At 60.0% G+C, this 17,015-nt stretch carries 11 protein-coding genes; 3 read left to right on the top strand and 8 right to left on the bottom strand.

Going from position 1 to position 17,015, the window contains the following annotated elements:
- Positions 1 to 16 precede the first annotated feature (16 nt).
- The gene (locus ACOYXJ_RS07230; protein ID WP_277760276.1) at positions 17 to 820 is read left to right on the top strand and encodes a hypothetical protein; all 804 of its coding nucleotides are present in this window, start codon (positions 17 to 19) and stop codon (positions 818 to 820) included.
- A gap of 153 nt (positions 821 to 973) precedes the next feature.
- Positions 974 to 1,411: an excinuclease gene (locus tag ACOYXJ_RS07235; protein ID WP_460368690.1), complete on the top strand. Its 438-nt coding sequence runs from the start codon at positions 974 to 976 to the stop codon at positions 1,409 to 1,411.
- 104 nt (positions 1,412 to 1,515) lie between these two features.
- Here ACOYXJ_RS07235 and ACOYXJ_RS07240 read toward each other — a convergent pair whose 3' ends face one another.
- Positions 1,516 to 2,418 carry a LysR family transcriptional regulator gene (locus ACOYXJ_RS07240; protein ID WP_016983863.1) on the bottom strand — a complete coding sequence of 301 codons (903 nt, stop codon included), beginning with the start codon at positions 2,416 to 2,418 and terminating at the stop codon, positions 1,516 to 1,518.
- 118 nt (positions 2,419 to 2,536) lie between these two features.
- On the opposite strand from ACOYXJ_RS07240, the gene ACOYXJ_RS07245 reads away from it, so the two are divergent.
- Positions 2,537 to 3,811 (top strand): MFS transporter, encoded by a 1,275-nt coding sequence (locus ACOYXJ_RS07245; RefSeq protein WP_460368692.1) that lies wholly within the window; start codon positions 2,537 to 2,539, stop codon positions 3,809 to 3,811.
- A gap of 177 nt (positions 3,812 to 3,988) precedes the next feature.
- Here the strand turns inward: ACOYXJ_RS07245 and hemE are convergent, their stop codons facing one another.
- The 7 genes from hemE to pilQ all read right to left on the bottom strand — a co-directional run bounded on the left by hemE (position 3,989) and on the right by pilQ (position 17,005).
- Complete coding sequence (gene hemE, locus ACOYXJ_RS07250) at positions 3,989 to 5,056, bottom strand: uroporphyrinogen decarboxylase (protein WP_038360078.1); 1,068 nt, start codon at positions 5,054 to 5,056, stop codon at positions 3,989 to 3,991.
- Positions 5,057 to 5,296: 240 nt separating this feature from the next.
- Complete coding sequence (locus ACOYXJ_RS07255; RefSeq protein ID WP_007909438.1) at positions 5,297 to 6,715, bottom strand: FAD-dependent oxidoreductase; 1,419 nt, start codon at positions 6,713 to 6,715, stop codon at positions 5,297 to 5,299.
- A 33-nt stretch (positions 6,716 to 6,748) separates the two neighbouring features.
- Complete coding sequence (gene gltB, locus ACOYXJ_RS07260; protein WP_150692974.1) at positions 6,749 to 11,194, bottom strand: glutamate synthase large subunit; 4,446 nt, start codon at positions 11,192 to 11,194, stop codon at positions 6,749 to 6,751.
- Between the two features lie 350 nt (positions 11,195 to 11,544).
- Positions 11,545 to 13,137: an AAA family ATPase gene (locus tag ACOYXJ_RS07265; protein WP_460368694.1), complete on the bottom strand. Its 1,593-nt coding sequence runs from the start codon at positions 13,135 to 13,137 to the stop codon at positions 11,545 to 11,547.
- A gap of 10 nt (positions 13,138 to 13,147) precedes the next feature.
- Positions 13,148 to 14,248 carry a 3-dehydroquinate synthase gene (gene aroB / locus ACOYXJ_RS07270; protein ID WP_095120720.1) on the bottom strand — a complete coding sequence of 367 codons (1,101 nt, stop codon included), beginning with the start codon at positions 14,246 to 14,248 and terminating at the stop codon, positions 13,148 to 13,150.
- A 152-nt stretch (positions 14,249 to 14,400) separates the two neighbouring features.
- Positions 14,401 to 14,919 carry a shikimate kinase AroK gene (aroK, locus tag ACOYXJ_RS07275; RefSeq protein WP_011332081.1) on the bottom strand — a complete coding sequence of 173 codons (519 nt, stop codon included), beginning with the start codon at positions 14,917 to 14,919 and terminating at the stop codon, positions 14,401 to 14,403.
- A 4-nt stretch (positions 14,920 to 14,923) separates the two neighbouring features.
- On the bottom strand, positions 14,924 to 17,005 hold the full coding sequence (gene pilQ / locus ACOYXJ_RS07280) for a type IV pilus secretin PilQ (protein WP_460368697.1): 2,082 nt from the start codon (positions 17,003 to 17,005) through the stop codon (positions 14,924 to 14,926).
- Between the last annotated feature and the right edge of the window lie 10 nt (positions 17,006 to 17,015).

A 17,015-nucleotide genomic window follows, 5' to 3' on the forward strand; every position in this document is an offset into this window, starting at 1 on the left:
GTTTGGAGTGAAGGGAATGACTCAGTTTCACCGCATCGCCGCTCTGTTGGCACTGGCTTTTGTGCTCGGCGGCTGCACCAGCAAACCGGTTTACAACGCCAAGGAAGAGTTCTCGCCGAACCTCGGTTTCACCCAGCAACAGATGAGCCGCGCCATCGTTACCGCGCTGAATGATCGCCAGTGGGTCGTGCAATCGGTACGTCCGGGCATGATCAAAGCGGCGATCACCGTACGCGGTCGTCATCACGCCGAAGTCGACATTCCGTTCACCCCGACCTCGTTCGAAATCGACTACCGCAGCAGCTACGGCCTCGATGCCAAGGACGGCAAGATCCACGGAAACTACAACCGCTGGGTAAACCGCCTGCGCGACAACGTGCTCAAAGAGCTGTCGATCAACCCGGACATCGAGTTCGTCAACGACCTGGGCATCGTCAAACAAGGCGCCGACGAGCCGACCTACCTGAGCTTCCGTGAAGGCGTCAAACGCGCCACCGACGCCGGCCTGCTCGACGGCAGCGTGAAGTTCTACCTGGCCGGTGAAACCCTGCCAAAACAGGTGCGTAAACTCGACACCGTGAGCAGCAGCCGCAAAACCAACGGCTCGAACAAGTCCGACGAAGACGCCTGCTTCTGGGCCCTGCAATCGGCCTTGGCCACCTTGCAGAATGCCGCGAAGAAAGCCGACGCCAACGCGGTGATCAACATCGCCAGCGTCGACCAGCGTGATCTGTACAAGGACACCGAGAAATTCCAGTGCCGCGCGGGGATGGTGGTGTCGAGCGTGGCGTTGCGTGGAGATTTGGCGCACGTGGATTGATGGGATTGTAGAAACAACAAAGGGCGCCATTCGGCGCCCTTTGTTGTTTCAGCATCTACACTCGTCCTGACAGGCCGTCGCACCGCGCCTGGTGGAACAGCGAGCCCATCAGCCCTGCACTCGCGGTTCTCTTTCACCGTCAAGGAGATGACCATGCAAGTGAAAGCCGTGATCGTCGTCGCACTTTTCGCGCTACTGCCCAACGCCAGCCACGCTACCAACCTGATGTACATGCCTTTCGAAACCGTACTGTCGGATGCGCTTCGCGCCGGGCGGCTGGATGGCAGTGTGAAGTTCTATCTGCTCGGTAATGGGCCGCAGGGGACTCAGCAGTTGTTACGCCGTGGAGTGGTCAGTGATTTGAAGACCAACGGCTTCAACAAGAGTGACCACAACTCCTGCGAGTGGGTGTTGCAGTCGAATCTGATCAAGTTGCAGGCCGATGCCAAGCGGGTCGGGGCGAATGCGGTGGTCAATATCGTCAGCTATTACGACCAGCATGTGCGCAAGGATTTGAATACGTACGAGTGCCGGGCGGGGATATTTGTCACGCGGGTGGCGTTGAAGGGGGATTTGGTGCGGTTGCCCTGAACATTGTGTTGATTGAGCGGATGCCTTCGCGAGCAGGCTCGCTCCCACAGGGGAACGCATTCCAAGGTGGGAGCGAGCCTGCTCGCGATTTGATTGCGCAGCAATCACGCCTTTGAAGGTTCGACCTTGCGCGTGAGCAAATCTACGAAAGCCTTGGCCATCGGCGATTTCTGATCCTTGCGCTGCACCAGCCACACCGCAGACACCGCTTCCGGATCGAGCAACGGTCGGTAGACCACGCCGTCGATGCGCATCCGCTGATAAGACGCCGGCAGCACCGAAACTCCAAGCCCTGCTGCGACCAGACCGATGATGGTCATCGCCTCCCCCGCCTCTTGGGCGAAGTGCGGGCTGAACCCGGCATCACGCGCCAGACTCAGCAATTGCGCATACAGCCCGCTGCCGTAGCTGCGCGGAAAGAACACAAACGGCTCCAGTGCCAGCGCCGAGAGGAACAGCCCTTCTTCACTGCCCTGCGCCAATGGATGTTTGGAGCCGAGCACGGCGACCAGCGGCTCACGCATCAACTCCACAACACTCAGCGAATCCGGTAAACCCAGCGGGCGCATGATGCCAACTTCGATCGACTCATCCACCAGACCCTCGGCGACTTGCGTGCTACTCATCTCGCGAAGGTTGAGGTGCACCGCCGGAAAACGCTGGCGAAAGGAAAAAATCGCCTGGGGAATGGTCGAGTTGAACGGCGCCGACGAGGTGAAGCCAATCTTCAACTCGCCCAGTTCACCGAGCTGCGCACGCCGGGCGACGTCCGCTGCTTTATCAACCTGCGCCAGCACCAGCCGCGCCTCTTCCAGAAACAATCGCCCCGCCTCACTCAACTCAACCCGACGATTGGTCCGTTCGAACAGCCGCGCGCCAACCTCTTGCTCCAGCGCCTGAATCTGCTGGCTCAGCGGTGGCTGAGAAATCCCCAGCACTTGTGCGGCGCGGCCAAAATGCAGCTCTTCGGCGACGGCGATGAAGTAGCGCAGATGACGCAATTCCATGGAAACCTCATTAGGTCGTTAAAGCTATCAAACAGGTCGAACAATATATTGGATAGAAACATTAGCCAGCTATATGATTTTTTCATTGCCTGCCTGGCCGTGCCCTCCGAGGTCTGAAGTGAAAACTGCTGTCGCGCCCCTTGCCCATGAAATCCCGCCTGCTGCGGCTGACGATGTAATCGCCGAGTTGCAAGAGATCTACATCGAAAAAGGCACGCCGATGTTCTTGCGCACGGTATTGGCGCTGTTCAGCGGCGGCTTCGCGACGTTTGCCCTGCTCTACTGCGTACAGCCGATGATGCCGCTGCTGTCCCACGAGTACGGAATCAACGCGGCGCAGAGCAGCCTGATCCTTTCGGTCGCCACCGGCATGCTCGCCATCGGCCTGCTGATCACCGGGCCGATTTCCGATCGGGTCGGGCGCAAACCGGTGATGGTGACTGCGCTGTTCGCCGCAGCGCTGTGCACCATGGCCAGTGCGATGATGCCGAGTTGGGAAGGCGTGCTGATCATGCGCGCGCTGATCGGGCTGTCGCTGAGCGGTCTGGCAGCGGTGGCAATGACCTATCTGAGCGAGGAGATCCATCCGCAACACATCGGCCTGGCGATGGGCTTGTACATAGGCGGCAACGCGATTGGCGGGATGAGCGGGCGCTTGATCACCGGCGTGTTGATCGACTTCGTCAGCTGGCACACAGCTATGCTGGTGATCGGCGGTCTGGCGATGATTGCAGCGGCCGTGTTCTGGAAGATTCTTCCGGAGTCGCGCAACTTCCGTGCGCGCTCATTGCACCCGCGCAGCCTGCTCGACGGTTTCACTATGCACTTTCGCGATGCCGGGCTGCCGCTGCTGTTTCTTGAAGCGTTCCTGTTGATGGGCGCGTTCGTCACGCTGTTCAACTACATCGGTTATCGCTTGCTGGCCGCGCCGTACAACCTCGATCAGGTGTTCGTGGGCTTGCTGTCGGTGGTGTATCTGTCGGGGATCTACAGCTCGGCGAAGATTGGCTCGCTGGCGGATAAGCTGGGGCGACGCAAAGTATTGTGGGCGACCATTGCGCTGATGTTTGCCGGGCTTGCGCTGACGATGTTTACGCCGTTGCTGTTGGTGATTGTCGGCATGTTGATTTTCACCTTTGGCTTCTTTGGCGCGCATTCGGTGGCGAGTAGCTGGATCGGCCGCCGCGCGATCAAGGCCAAGGGGCAAGCGTCGTCGTTGTATCTGTTCAGCTATTACGCCGGGTCGAGCATTGCCGGCACGGCAGGCGGGGTGTTCTGGCATCTCGGCGGCTGGAATGGCATCGGCCTGTTTATTGGCGCGCTGTTGCTGATCGCGCTGCTGGTCGCATTGAAGCTGGCGAAGTTGCCGCCTCTCAGCGGTGTCAAAGCCTGACGCGTAACCCATGTAGGAGTGAGCCTGCTCGCGATAGCGGTGTGTCAGCCAACATATTAGGCAACTGGCTCACCGCTATCGCGAGCAGGCTCACTCCTACAATTGATCTGTGTCCGACATTGAATCGTGGAAATAAAAACGCCCGGCATAAGCCGGGCGTTTTCTATTGGGCGACGATCACTCGTGATACTGCGCCGACAATTCATGCACCGCGCGCAGGAACGCACCGGCGTGCTCCGGATCAACCTCAGGCGTGATGCCATGGCCGAGGTTGAACACGTGACCACTGCCCTTGCCGTAGCTGGCCAGAATGCGCCCGACTTCAGTGCGGATCGCTTCCGGTTTTGCGTAGAGCACGGTTGGGTCCATGTTGCCTTGCAGGGCAACCTTGTCGCCAACACGGGCGCGGGCGTTGCCGATGTCGCAGGTCCAGTCCAGACCCAGTGCGTCAGCGCCAGCGTCAGCGATGCTTTCCAGCCACAGGCCGCCGTTTTTGGTGAACAGGATCACCGGTACTTTGCGCCCGTCGTGCTCGCGGATCAGGCCGCTGACGATTTTCTTCATGTAAGCCAGCGAGAACTCCTGATACGCCGCCGCCGACAGGTTGCCGCCCCAGGTATCGAAAATCTGCACCGCTTGCGCACCCGCCATGATCTGGCCGTTGAGGTACGAGGTCACCGACTGCGCCAGTTTATCCAGCAGCAGGTGCATGGCTTGCGGGTTGTCGTAGAGCATCGCCTTGGTCTTGCGGAAGTCTTTCGACGAGCCGCCTTCGACCATGTAGGTCGCCAAGGTCCACGGGCTGCCGGAGAAACCGATCAGCGGCACACGACCGTTCAGCTCGCGACGGATGGTGCTCACCGCGTCCATCACGTAGCCAAGGTCTTTGTGCGGATCCGGGATCGGCAGGGCCTCGATGTCGGCCAGGGTGCTGACGACTTTCTTGAAGCGTGGACCTTCACCGGTCTCGAAGTACAGGCCTTGGCCCATGGCATCGGGGATGGTGAGGATGTCGGAAAACAGGATCGCCGCGTCCAGTTGTGGATAGCGGTCGAGCGGTTGCATCGTGACTTCGCAGGCGAATTCCGGATTCATGCACAGGCTCATGAAATCACCGGCGTGGGCGCGGCTGGCGCGGTATTCCGGCAAGTAGCGGCCGGCCTGACGCATCATCCACACCGGGGTGACGTCTACGGGTTGCTTGAGCAGGGCGCGGAGGAAACGGTCGTTCTTCAGGGCAGTCATGTCGGCATCCGGAAAAAAAGTGCGGGCATTTTCTCAGAGCGCGACGCAAAAGGCACGGATGCAGGTCAGCCTTTTGTCTATCGGGTCAATTTATTGCGTTGGAATGCAGATTTTTGCAGCAACACAAAACAACTGTAGGAGTGAGCCTGCTCGCGATAGCGGAGTATCAGTCAATGCATCAGGTGACTGATCTACCGCCATCGCGAGCAGGCTCACTCCTACAAGGGATTGCGTTGTTTTTTAGACGCCCAGGTAATCGAGGATCCCTTCGGCGGCATTGCGGCCTTCGAAGATCGCCGTCACCACCAGATCCGAACCGCGCACCATGTCGCCACCGGCGAAGATTTTCGGATTGCTGGTCTGGTGCTTGTACTGACCTTGCTCAGGCGCAACGACGCGGCCCTGGCTGTCGGTCTGGATCTCGAACTGTTCGAACCACGGTGCTGGGCTCGGGCGGAAACCGAACGCGATGACCACGGCGTCGGCCGGGATGATCTCTTCGGAGCCCGGAATCGGCTCAGGGCTGCGACGGCCACGGGCGTCCGGTTCGCCGAGACGGGTCTCGACCACTTTCACGCCTTCGACCTTGTCTTCACCGACGATGGCGATCGGCTGGCGGTTGTAGAGGAATTTCACGCCTTCTTCCTTGGCGTTCTTCACCTCTTTGCGCGAGCCGGGCATGTTCGCTTCGTCACGACGATAAGCGCAGGTCACCGACTTGGCGCCCTGACGAATCGACGTGCGGTTGCAGTCCATCGCCGTGTCGCCGCCGCCGAGTACCACAACCTTCTTGCCTTTCATGTCGACGAAATCTTCCGGCGACTTTTCAAAGCCCAGGTTGCGGTTGACGTTGGCGATCAGGAAGTCCAGCGCGTCATAAACACCCGGCAGATCTTCACCGGCAAAACCACCCTTCATGTAGGTGTAGGTGCCCATGCCCATGAACACCGCATCGTATTCGGCGAGCAGTTGTTCCATGGTCACGTCTTTGCCGACTTCGGTATTGAGACGGAACTCGATGCCCATGCCGGTGAAGACTTCGCGACGATTGCTCAGCACGGTCTTTTCCAGCTTGAACTCGGGGATGCCGAAGGTCAGCAAACCACCGATTTCCGGGTTCTTGTCGAACACCACCGGGGTCACGCCGCCGCGTACCAGCACGTCGGCACAACCCAGACCCGCCGGGCCCGCGCCAATGATCGCGACACGCTTGCCGGTCGGTTTGACCTTGGACATGTCCGGGCGCCAGCCCATGGCGAACGCGGTGTCGGTGATGTACTTCTCGACCGAACCGATGGTCACCGCGCCGAAGCCGTCGTTAAGGGTGCAGGCACCCTCGCACAGACGATCCTGCGGGCACACCCGGCCGCAGACTTCCGGCAGGGTGTTGGTCTGGTGCGACAGTTCGGCGGCCTGAAGGATGTTGCCCTCGGCTACCAGCTTCAACCAGTTGGGAATGAAGTTGTGCACCGGGCACTTCCATTCGCAATACGGGTTGCCGCAACCCAGGCAGCGGTGGGCCTGGTCGGCCGACTGCTGGGGTTTGAACGGTTCGTAGATCTCGACGAACTCTTTCTTGCGTTGACGCAACAGTTTCTTCTTCGGATCTTTGCGCCCGACATCGATGAACTGGAAGTCGTTATTCAGACGTTCAGCCATTGTTAAAACCTCATCAAACTCTTCAGGCGCATATCACTGCGGGTTGGCACGAGTGCTGGAAAGCAACGATTTCAGGTTGGCAGCCTTCGGCTTGACCAGCCAGAAACGGCGCAGGTAGTCATCGAGGTTTTCGGCGAGTTCACGACCCCACTCGCTGTCGGTTTCCGCGACGTACTCGTTCAGCACGTTTTGCAGGTGGCTGCGATAAGCCTCCATCGCTTCGCCGCTGATCCGCTGGATTTCCACCAGTTCGTGGTTGACCCGGTCAACGAAGGTGTTGTCCTGATCGAGCACGTAGGCGAAACCACCGGTCATGCCAGAGCCGAAGTTGTAACCGGTCTTGCCCAGAACGCAGACGAAACCACCGGTCATGTACTCACAGCAGTGATCGCCAGTGCCTTCCACAACCGTGTGGGCACCGGAGTTACGCACGGCGAAACGCTCGCCTGCGGTGCCGGCGGCGAACAGCTTGCCGCCAGTAGCGCCGTACAGGCAGGTGTTGCCGATGATGGCGCTTTCCTGAGTCTTATAAACGCTTCCCTTCGGCGGCACGATGGTCAGCTTGCCACCGGTCATGCCTTTGCCGACGTAGTCGTTGGCGTCGCCTTCGAGGTACATGTTCAGACCGCCGGCGTTCCACACGCCGAAGCTCTGCCCGGCAGTGCCTTTGAAGCGGAAGGTGATCGGCGCTTTCGCCATGCCCTGGTTGCCGTGCTTACGGGCGATTTCGCCGGAGATCCGCGCGCCGATCGAACGGTCGCAGTTGCAGATGTCCAGATCGAACTCGGCGCCGCTCATGTCGTTGATCGCCGACGAGGCCATCTCGACCATCTTCTCGGCCAGCAGGCCTTGGTCGAACGGCGGGTTGCGCTCTACGCCGCAGAACTGTGGCTTGTCCGCCGGGATGTGATCGCTGCCCAACAGCGGCGTCAGGTCCAGGTGGTTTTGCTTGGCGGTCTGGCCTTCGAGGATTTCCAGCAGATCGGTACGACCGATCAGCTCTTCGAGGGAGCGCACGCCGAGCTTGGCCAGCCACTCACGGGTTTCTTCGGCGACGTAGGTGAAGAAATTCACCACCATGTCGACGGTACCGATGTAGTGATCCTTGCGCAGTTTCTCGTTCTGCGTCGCAACGCCGGTGGCGCAGTTGTTCAGGTGGCAGATACGCAGGTATTTGCAGCCCAGCGCGATCATTGGCGCGGTACCGAAGCCGAAGCTTTCGGCGCCGAGAATCGCCGCCTTGATCACGTCGAGGCCGGTTTTCAGGCCGCCGTCGGTCTGCACCCGGACTTTGCCGCGCAGGTCGTTGCCGCGCAGGGTCTGGTGGGTTTCAGCGAGGCCGAGTTCCCACGGCGCGCCGGCGTACTTGATCGAGGTCAGCGGCGAAGCACCGGTGCCACCGTCGTAGCCGGAGATGGTGATCAAGTCCGCATAGGCTTTGGCCACACCGGCGGCGATGGTGCCGACGCCTGCTTCAGCAACCAATTTGACCGAAACCAGTGCCTTCGGGTTGACCTGCTTCAGGTCAAAAATCAGCTGCGACAAGTCTTCGATCGAGTAGATGTCGTGGTGCGGCGGCGGCGAAATCAGGGTTACGCCCGGCACTGCGTAACGCAGCTTGGCGATCAGACCGTTGACTTTACCGCCCGGCAGTTGCCCGCCCTCGCCCGGCTTGGCGCCTTGCGCGACCTTGATCTGCAGCACTTCGGCGTTGACCAGGTATTCCGGGGTTACACCGAAACGGCCAGTCGCTACCTGCTTGATTTTCGAACTCTTGATGGTGCCGTAACGCGCCGGGTCTTCACCACCTTCGCCGGAGTTGGAACGCGCACCGAGGCGGTTCATGGCTTCGGCCAGGGCTTCGTGAGCTTCCGGCGACAAGGCGCCCAGCGAGATACCGGCGGAGTCGAAGCGCTTGAGCACAGATTCCAGCGGCTCGATTTCACTGATGTCCAGCGGCGTGTCGAGGGTCTTGACCTTGAACAGGTCGCGGATCATCGACACCGGACGGTTGTCCACCAGCGATGTGTATTCCTTGAACTTGGCGTAGTCGCCCTGCTGCACCGCGGCTTGCAGGGTGTTGACCACGTCCGGGTTGTACGCGTGATATTCACCACCGTGGACGAACTTCAGCAGACCGCCCTGCTGGATCGGCTTGCGCGGACTCCAGGCTTCGGTGGCAAGTGCCTTCTGCTCGGCTTCGATGTCGACGAAACGCGCACCCTTGATGCGGCTCGGCACGCCACGGAAGCTCAGGTCACACACTTCTTCGGACAGACCGATGGCTTCGAACAACTGCGCACCGCGGTACGAAGCGATGGTCGAAATGCCCATCTTCGAGAGGATCTTCAGCAGACCTTTGGTGATGCCTTTGCGGTAGTTCTTGAACACCTCATAGAGGTCGCCCAGCACTTCACCGGTACGGATCAGGTCGCCCAGCACTTCGTACGCGAGGAACGGATACACCGCCGAGGCACCGAAACCGATCAGCACGGCGAAGTGATGCGGGTCACGGGCGGTTGCGGTTTCAACGAGGATGTTGGAATCGCAACGCAGGCCTTTTTCGGTCAGACGGTGGTGCACCGCACCGGTCGCCAGCGAGGCGTGGATCGGCAGCTTGCCCGGGGCGATATGACGGTCGCTCAGAACGATCTGGGTACGACCGGCGCGCACGGCTTCTTCAGCCTGATCGGCAACGTTGCGGATCGCCGCTTCGAGGCCAACGCTTTCGTCGTAGTTGAGGTCGATGATCTGCCGCTCGAAACCCGGACGGTCGAGGTTCATCAGCGAGCGCCACTTGGCCGGGGAAATGACCGGCGAGCTGAGGATCACGCGCGAAGCGTGTTCCGGCGACTCCTGGAAAATGTTGCGCTCGGCACCGAGGCAGATTTCCAGCGACATCACGATGGCTTCACGCAGCGGGTCGATCGGCGGGTTGGTGACCTGCGCGAACTGCTGACGGAAATAGTCGTACGGCGTGCGCACGCGCTGCGAGAGCACGGCCATCGGCGTGTCGTCGCCCATCGAGCCCACGGCTTCGTAGCCTTGCTCGCCGAGCGGACGCAGGACCTGATCGCGCTCTTCGAACGTGACCTGATACATCTTCATGTATTGCTTGAGCTGATCGACGTCGTAAAACGCCGACCCGTGATCGTTGTCTTCCATGGTCGCCTGAATGCGCAGGGCATTCTTGCGCAGCCATTGCTTGTACGGATGACGGGATTTCAGACGGTTGTCGATCGCATCGGTGTCGAGGATCTGCCCGGTTTCGGTGTCCACCGCGAAGATCTGGCCCGGGCCGACACGGCCCTTGGCAATCACGTCTTCAGGCTTGTAGTCCCACACGCCGATTTCCGAGGCGAGGGTGATGAAACCGTTGGTTGTGGTGACCCAGCGTGCCGGACGCAGACCGTTACGGTCGAGCAGGCATACCGCGTAACGACCGTCGGTCATTACTACGCCAGCCGGGCCGTCCCACGGTTCCATGTGCATCGAGTTGTACTCGTAGAACGCACGCAGATCCGGGTCCATGGTTTCGACGTTCTGCCACGCAGGCGGAATGATCATCCGCACACCACGGAACAGGTCGATGCCACCGGTGACCATCAGCTCGAGCATGTTGTCCATGCTCGATGAGTCGGAACCGACACGGTTGACCAGCGGGCCGAGTTCTTCCAGATCCATCAGATCGTTGGTGAACTTGGTCCGACGGGCCTGCGCCCAGTTACGGTTACCGGTAATGGTGTTGATCTCGCCGTTGTGGGCGAGGAAGCGGAATGGCTGCGCCAGCGGCCATTTCGGCAGGGTGTTGGTGGAGAAGCGCTGGTGGAACACGCAGATCGCGGTTTGCAGACGCTCGTCACTCAAATCTGGATAGAACGCCGCCAGATCAGCCGGCATCATCAGGCCTTTATAGATGATGGTCTTGTGCGAAAAGCTGCAGATGTAGTGGTCGGAGTCGACGGCGTTGGCCACCGACGAACGACGACGCGCACTGAACAGCTTCACGGCCATGTCCTGATCGCTCAGGCCTTCGCCGCCGATGTACACCTGCTCGATCTGCGGCAGGCGCTCAAGGGCCAGGCGGCCGAGGACGCTGGTGTCGATCGGCACTTTGCGCCAGCCGATCAGTTGCAGACCTTCAGCGAGGATCTCGCGGTTCATGTTCTCGCGAGCGGCTTCGGCCTTGACCGGATCCTGGTTGAAGAAAACCATGCCCACCGCATATTGCTTGGGCAGTTCGACGCTGAAGGTTTCCTGGGCAATGGCTCGCAGGAACGCGTCAGGCTTCTGAATCAGCAGACCGCAACCGTCACCGGTCTTGCCGTCGGCATTAATCCCACCGCGGTGGGTCATGCAGGTCAGGGCCTCGATGGCCGTTTGCAAAAGGGTATGACTGGGCTCGCCCTGCATATGGGCTATCAGGCCGAAACCGCAGTTATCCTTGAATTCATCTGGTTGGTACAGACCTGCTTTCATAGACACTTTCTCACCAGGCTGCCTCTCTTCGAGGCAAATTTCTTTTCAATTCAACCACTTGCATCCCGCGCCGAACGTACGCCGGCTTAGCAGGGGCAAAAGGGTGGTCATTGTACACAGCGACACAGAGGCTCACAAATTTGACGACGAAATGTCGCAAATTCATGTCGCATTTGTGAAAGGTTTAAAGCGATCTGCTGTGCTAGTCAAAACTTTTTTAATTTTGACCGCAACGACTCAAAGACTACTGTGACGCAGACACCACAAGGCACGCGGCCTGTGAAGGCGGCGCGCACTCGTAGAAATTTTGAGGTGCTTGGAGAGGCGGCCTGGGTAAGGCCGCCGAATCTTCAGCGAGTTGTTGCCAGTTCCTGTTGGACGCTGGCGACAGTGCGAGGCCAAGGTTTACCAGCCTGAACCTTCGCTGGCAAGGCCTTGATGGCAGAAACGGCCGCATCACGATTGGCAAAGTTGCCGTAGGTGATCACGTAAAGCGGCTTGCCGTTGAGGACTTTCTTGAAATAACGGTACTCACCACCCTGCTCCTTGACGAAGCTTTGCGCGGCAGCTTCCGAGCTGGTGCCGAGAATCTGCACCACGTAGTTACCGGTCGGCTGACCGGCGTACCAGCTGCCACCGGCCGCTTTGGCGACAGTAACCGGCTTCTCGGCCGGTTTCGCGGCTGCAACAGGTTTGGCTGGTGCCGGAGCCGGTTTCGCTGCTGGCGCTGCTGGAGCAGGCTTGGCGGTGGCAACCTGAGTTGGCGCAGGGGTCGGCTTGGCTGCCGGGACAGGAACCGGTGTTGGCGCAGGACCTGCCGGAACACCCGCGGGTGGCGCCGAAGTGGTCACGGTTGGCGGGGTGTCGCTGGAACCTTCCAGCGGCACGCCATCGTCGCCTTCGGTAATGCCACCGGCCGCTTCGGCCAACGGACCGCGCATCACCGGTTGCGAGTTGCCGACCAACGGCAGCGGCATCGGCTGCGTATTACCGGCGAATTCGACGTTCGGCGCGCCGCCATTGGCTGCGCCCTGGCCCAACGGCAACTGTGCCTGTTCATTGGCCGGTGCGCCGGTGGTTGGCGCCTTGTTGCGACCCGGCATCAGCCAGGCGGCGGCGACCGCGACCACAACGACGGCGGAAATCGCCAATACGTGTTTCTTCGGCATGTTGAACCCCATACTTGGACGCTTGACCGCAGAGCGGCTGGCAATCATGACTTCGATCAGAGCATCGCGAGCGACCTGGTTGATGTTGCCCGGCCAACCCTCGGCACTTTCGTGAATATCAGAGATCTGATCCGCGGTGAAAAGTTCGACACCGCGGCCTGCTCCTTCGAGCCGTTGGTCGAGATATTCGCGGGTCTCTTCTTCCGTGTACGGCTGCAATTCGATGACGTGGAAACGCTCTTCTTCGAGGTGCAAAGCCTCGAGTTGAGCGATCAGCGACGACTCACCGAACAGGAACACATGCGGGCGACCTTCCGGAGCGCCGGCACCCAGCGCCATCAGCGCTTCGAGGGCGGATTCATCAAGCTGCTCGGCGTCATCCACCAGCAGATAGACTTCCTGGCCGGTCAGCGCGAGTTGCACAACCTGGTCCAGAATCGCGCCAACGTCGGCCTGAGCGACGTTCAGCGCCTGCGCGACCTGACGCAACACGCCAGCAGCATCACCGGCGCCACGCGCGGAAACCACCACGCTCTGCACCGATTGCTTGTTGGTGCTGGCGACCAGCGCCTGACGCAGCAGGGTTTTACCACTGCCTTGCGGACCAGTGACCACAAGTAGCAATTGGCTATAGCGCGCCAGATGATGCAATTGACCCAGCACCGGTTTGCGCTGAGCCGGGAAGAACTTGAAGCCCGGCACACGCGGCGCGAACGGGTCGTGGCTTAACTGGAAATGGCCGAGGAACGCCTCGTCGGCATGCAAACTAGTCATCGGAATCTTATTAACCTTTAAGCTGAGCCAGGGCGCGGTAATCCGCTCCCAGCGTGGCCTGTAGAACCTCTTTCGGATAATCGTCGGTCACTACCGCTTCGCCCATCCGGCGCAGCAGCACCAGGCGCAGACGACCGTCGATCACTTTTTTATCAATTGCCATGTGTTCCAGGAAATCCGCTTCGGTCATTTCCGTCGGCGGGATCACCGGCAGACCGGCTCGCTGGAACAGACGAATGCCGCGATCACGCTCCTGTTCGCTGATCCAGCCCAGGCGCGCGGACATTTCCAGCGCCATTACGGTGCCAGCCGCGACGGCCTCACCGTGCAGCCAGACACCATAGCCCATGTGGGTCTCGATGGCGTGGCCGAAGGTGTGGCCGAGGTTGAGCGTGGCACGTACGCCGGTTTCTTTCTCATCGGCGCCGACCACCGCAGCCTTGGCTGCGCAGGAGCGCTCGATCGCGTAAGTCAGGGCTTTCTGGTCGAGCGCACGCAGGGCATCGACGTTTTCTTCGAGCCAGGTCAGGAACGGCTCGTCACAGATAAGCCCGTATTTGATGACTTCGGCCAGACCGGCGGACAGCTCGCGCTCTGGCAGGGTTTTCAGGGACGCTGTATCGATCAGCACCACGTTCGGCTGATAGAACGCGCCGACCATGTTCTTGCCCAACGGATGATTGATGCCGGTCTTGCCGCCCACCGACGAATCGACCTGGGACAGCAACGTAGTAGGAATCTGGATAAAGTCGACACCGCGCTGGTAGCAGGCCGCGGCGAAGCCGGCCATGTCGCCGATCACACCGCCGCCGAGGGCGATCACGGTGGTGCGGCGGTCATGACGGGCGGTCAGCAGACCGTCGAAGATCAGTTGCAGGGTTTCCCAGTTCTTGAAGGCTTCGCCGTCCGGCAGCACCACGGAGATCACCGAGAACTGCGCCAGGCTGCGGGTCAGACGCTCAAGATAGAGCGGCGCAACGGTCTCGTTGGAGATGATTGCCACCTGCCGCCCGTGAATATGCGGAGCCAGCAGTTCCGGCTGATCCAACAAACCTTCGCCAATATGAATCGGGTAGCTGCGCTCGCCTAGATCGACCTTGAGTGTCTGCATGTGTCCCCACAGTGAAGATGGAAGCAGGCGTCCTGCCCTGAATTATTGGTTGTCTGCGGCCTGTAACGGGTATGACGCCGCTCGCACGCCATCCGCCACAACCTCGGCGGGCTGTGACAGGACGCCGAGGATAGCGCATTTCGAGCGATGCTTTAACGGGGAGGCAGCTGCGCCAGACGATCGAGAATGTCGAGCACCACCATGCGTGGTGGCCGTTCGTCGGTTTCCACTACCAGATCGGCGATTTCCCGATAGAGAGGATCACGAATCGCCAGCAGGTCGCGCAGGGTTTTCTCCGGATTGGCGGTGCGCAGCAATGGCCGATTGCGGTCGCGAGACGTACGGCCGACCTGCTGTTCAACGGAGGCGTGCAGATACACCACTCGCCCACCCTCATGCAGGGCCTTGCGATTGGCATCGCGCATGACGGCGCCACCGCCGGTCGCCAACACCACGCCATCGAACGCGCACAGCTCGGCGATCATCGCCTGCTCACGGTCACGAAAGCCGGGTTCGCCTTCCTTGTCGAAGATCCACGGGATATTGGCGCCCGTGCGCAGTTCAATTTCCTTGTCGGAATCTTTGAACGGCAGGCGCAGCTCTTTGGCCAGCAACCGGCCGATGGTGCTTTTGCCAGCGCCCATCGGTCCTACAAGAATCAAATTTCGCACAGAATCAACGACTCACAGCAATCGCCTGGTTATTCATGATACGTGGTGTGAGAAATACCAGCAGCTCGGATTTTTTCTCCGAAACCACATCACGCCGGAAAAGGCGGCCAAGATACGGCACATCGCCAAGAAATGGCACCTTATCTACGACCTTGCTTTGAGTATTTGAGAAAACACCGCCAATCACGATGGTTTCACCATCATTGACCAGCACCTTGGCGTTGACCTCGTTCTTCTTGATTGGCGGTACATCCTGCACTTTGTTCAGGTAATCCGGTTCGTCCTTGGTGACCTTGACCTCCATGATGATGCGATTGTCGGGGGTGATCTGCGGCGTGACTTCCAGCGACAGCGATGCCTCCTTGAACGACACCGACGTGGCTCCGCTGGAGCTGGCTTCCTGATACGGAATCTCAGTGCCTTTGAGGATTTTTGCGGTTTCCTTGTCGGAGGTGACCACTTTCGGCTGCGAGACGATTTCGCCGTTGCCAGTCTTCTCCATTGCGGTCAGCTCAAGATCGAGCAGCACGTTGTCGGTAATGAAGGCAATGCCAATCCCTGAGGTATTGCCCACTGTGCCCATGTCGACGAACGGCGAGTTGGTGCTGGTGCCGCCCGGCGTACCGATGGTGGTCGACGTGCCATTGCTGACGCCGGACGTGTTCCAGTTGCCCTTGTTCTGGATCGAGCCGCCCCAGCGCACGCCGAGGCTTTTGTCGTAATCGACGTTAGCCTCGACAATTCGCGCCTCGATCATCACCTGACGCACCGGAATATCCAGCTGCGCCACGATCCGCCGCAGTTCGTCGAGACGATCCTGAGTCTGGTAGGCAATGATGTTGTTGGTTCGCTCATCGACGGTAATCGAACCACGTTCATCGATTTTAGCCTCGGCACTGGTCACCGACTGGAACAGCTTGGCGATGTCCGCCGCCTTGGCGTAGTTCACTTGCAGCAGTTCGCGGCGCAACGGTGCCAGTTCGGCAATCTGCTTCTGCGACTCGAGTTCCTGACGCTCGCGGGCAGCGATTTCATCGGCGGGAGCCACCAGCAGCACGTTGCCGATCTTGCGCTTATCCAGACCTTTGGTTTTCAGCACCAGATCCAGCGCCTGATCCCACGGCACGTTTTGCAGGCGCAAGGTGATGCCGCCCTGCACGGTATCGCTGGCGACCAGATTGAGATTGGTAAAGTCGGCGATCAGTTGCAGCACCGAGCGCACATCAATGTCCTGAAAGTTCAGCGAGAGCTTTTCGCCAACGTACGCCTGACGGTCAGCATTACGTTTCTGCAGGTCATCGACGGTCATCGGGCGGATGCTGACGGTCAGCTTGTTGTCGGTCTGGAAGGTGGAGTACTCGTAGGTGCCGCTGGGTTCGACAGTAATAACCGTGCGATCAGCGGTCACTCCGGCGTTGACGAACTGCACCGGAGTAGCAAAATCCTTGACGTCGAGGCGCACCCGCAACTTGTCTGGCAATTGCGTGCGGGCAAAGCTGAGGATGATCTTGCCGTCATGTTCCTGGATATCCGGGGCAATGGTCGGGTCGGACAGATCGATGACGACATTGCCTTCGCCGGCTGTACCGCGCTGAAAATCCACGCCGCGAATGGCGCGATTTTTCGGCACGAACGCCTTGGCACGCACGGCTGCCGCCATGGCCGGGCGCGGCGCCACGGCTGCCGGTCGCGGCGCAGCCGCTGGCGCACCCTGCCCCACCACCACGAACAGATTATTGCCCTCGACCCGCGTGTTATAAGGCGCCAGTTGCGTGAGACTGACGATCAGCCGCGTGCGGTCCTTGGCCTCGACCACCGTAGCGGTGCGCGCATTGCCGCTGCCCAGATCAAGGTTCTTGCTGGCTAACTGACTGGCGACACCAGGCAGGTCCAGGGCAATCCGCGCCGGTGATTCGGTGGTGTAGCCCTTGGGTTGCGGCGGCGGCGCGTCGAACGACAACTTCAGTTCGACGCGATCACCTGGCAACGCCGCCACATCGAGCGTCTTCAGATTGGCCGCGAATACCATCGGCGACATCAGCGCTATCCATAGCGAAAAACCGAGGGTGGAGAAAATCCTGTTCATTATTCGACTT

Source organism: Pseudomonas sp. Tul2A7, assembly GCF_054790505.1.

Excerpts from the sequence above, each read along its gene's own strand:
- ACOYXJ_RS07230 (WP_277760276.1), top strand. The coding sequence starts at position 17 with ATGACTCAGTTTCACCGCATCGCCGCTCTGTTGGCACTGGCTTTTGTG.
- ACOYXJ_RS07235 (WP_460368690.1), top strand. The coding sequence starts at position 974 with ATGCAAGTGAAAGCCGTGATCGTCGTCGCACTTTTCGCGCTACTGCCC.
- ACOYXJ_RS07240 (WP_016983863.1), bottom strand. The coding sequence starts at position 2,418 with ATGGAATTGCGTCATCTGCGCTACTTCATCGCCGTCGCCGAAGAGCTG.
- hemE (WP_038360078.1), bottom strand. The coding sequence starts at position 5,056 with ATGACTGCCCTGAAGAACGACCGTTTCCTCCGCGCCCTGCTCAAGCAA.
- ACOYXJ_RS07255 (WP_007909438.1), bottom strand. The coding sequence starts at position 6,715 with ATGGCTGAACGTCTGAATAACGACTTCCAGTTCATCGATGTCGGGCGC.
- gltB (WP_150692974.1), bottom strand. The coding sequence starts at position 11,194 with ATGAAAGCAGGTCTGTACCAACCAGATGAATTCAAGGATAACTGCGGT.
- ACOYXJ_RS07265 (WP_460368694.1), bottom strand. The coding sequence starts at position 13,137 with ATGACTAGTTTGCATGCCGACGAGGCGTTCCTCGGCCATTTCCAGTTA.
- aroB (WP_095120720.1), bottom strand. The coding sequence starts at position 14,248 with ATGCAGACACTCAAGGTCGATCTAGGCGAGCGCAGCTACCCGATTCAT.
- pilQ (WP_460368697.1), bottom strand. The coding sequence starts at position 17,005 with ATGAACAGGATTTTCTCCACCCTCGGTTTTTCGCTATGGATAGCGCTG.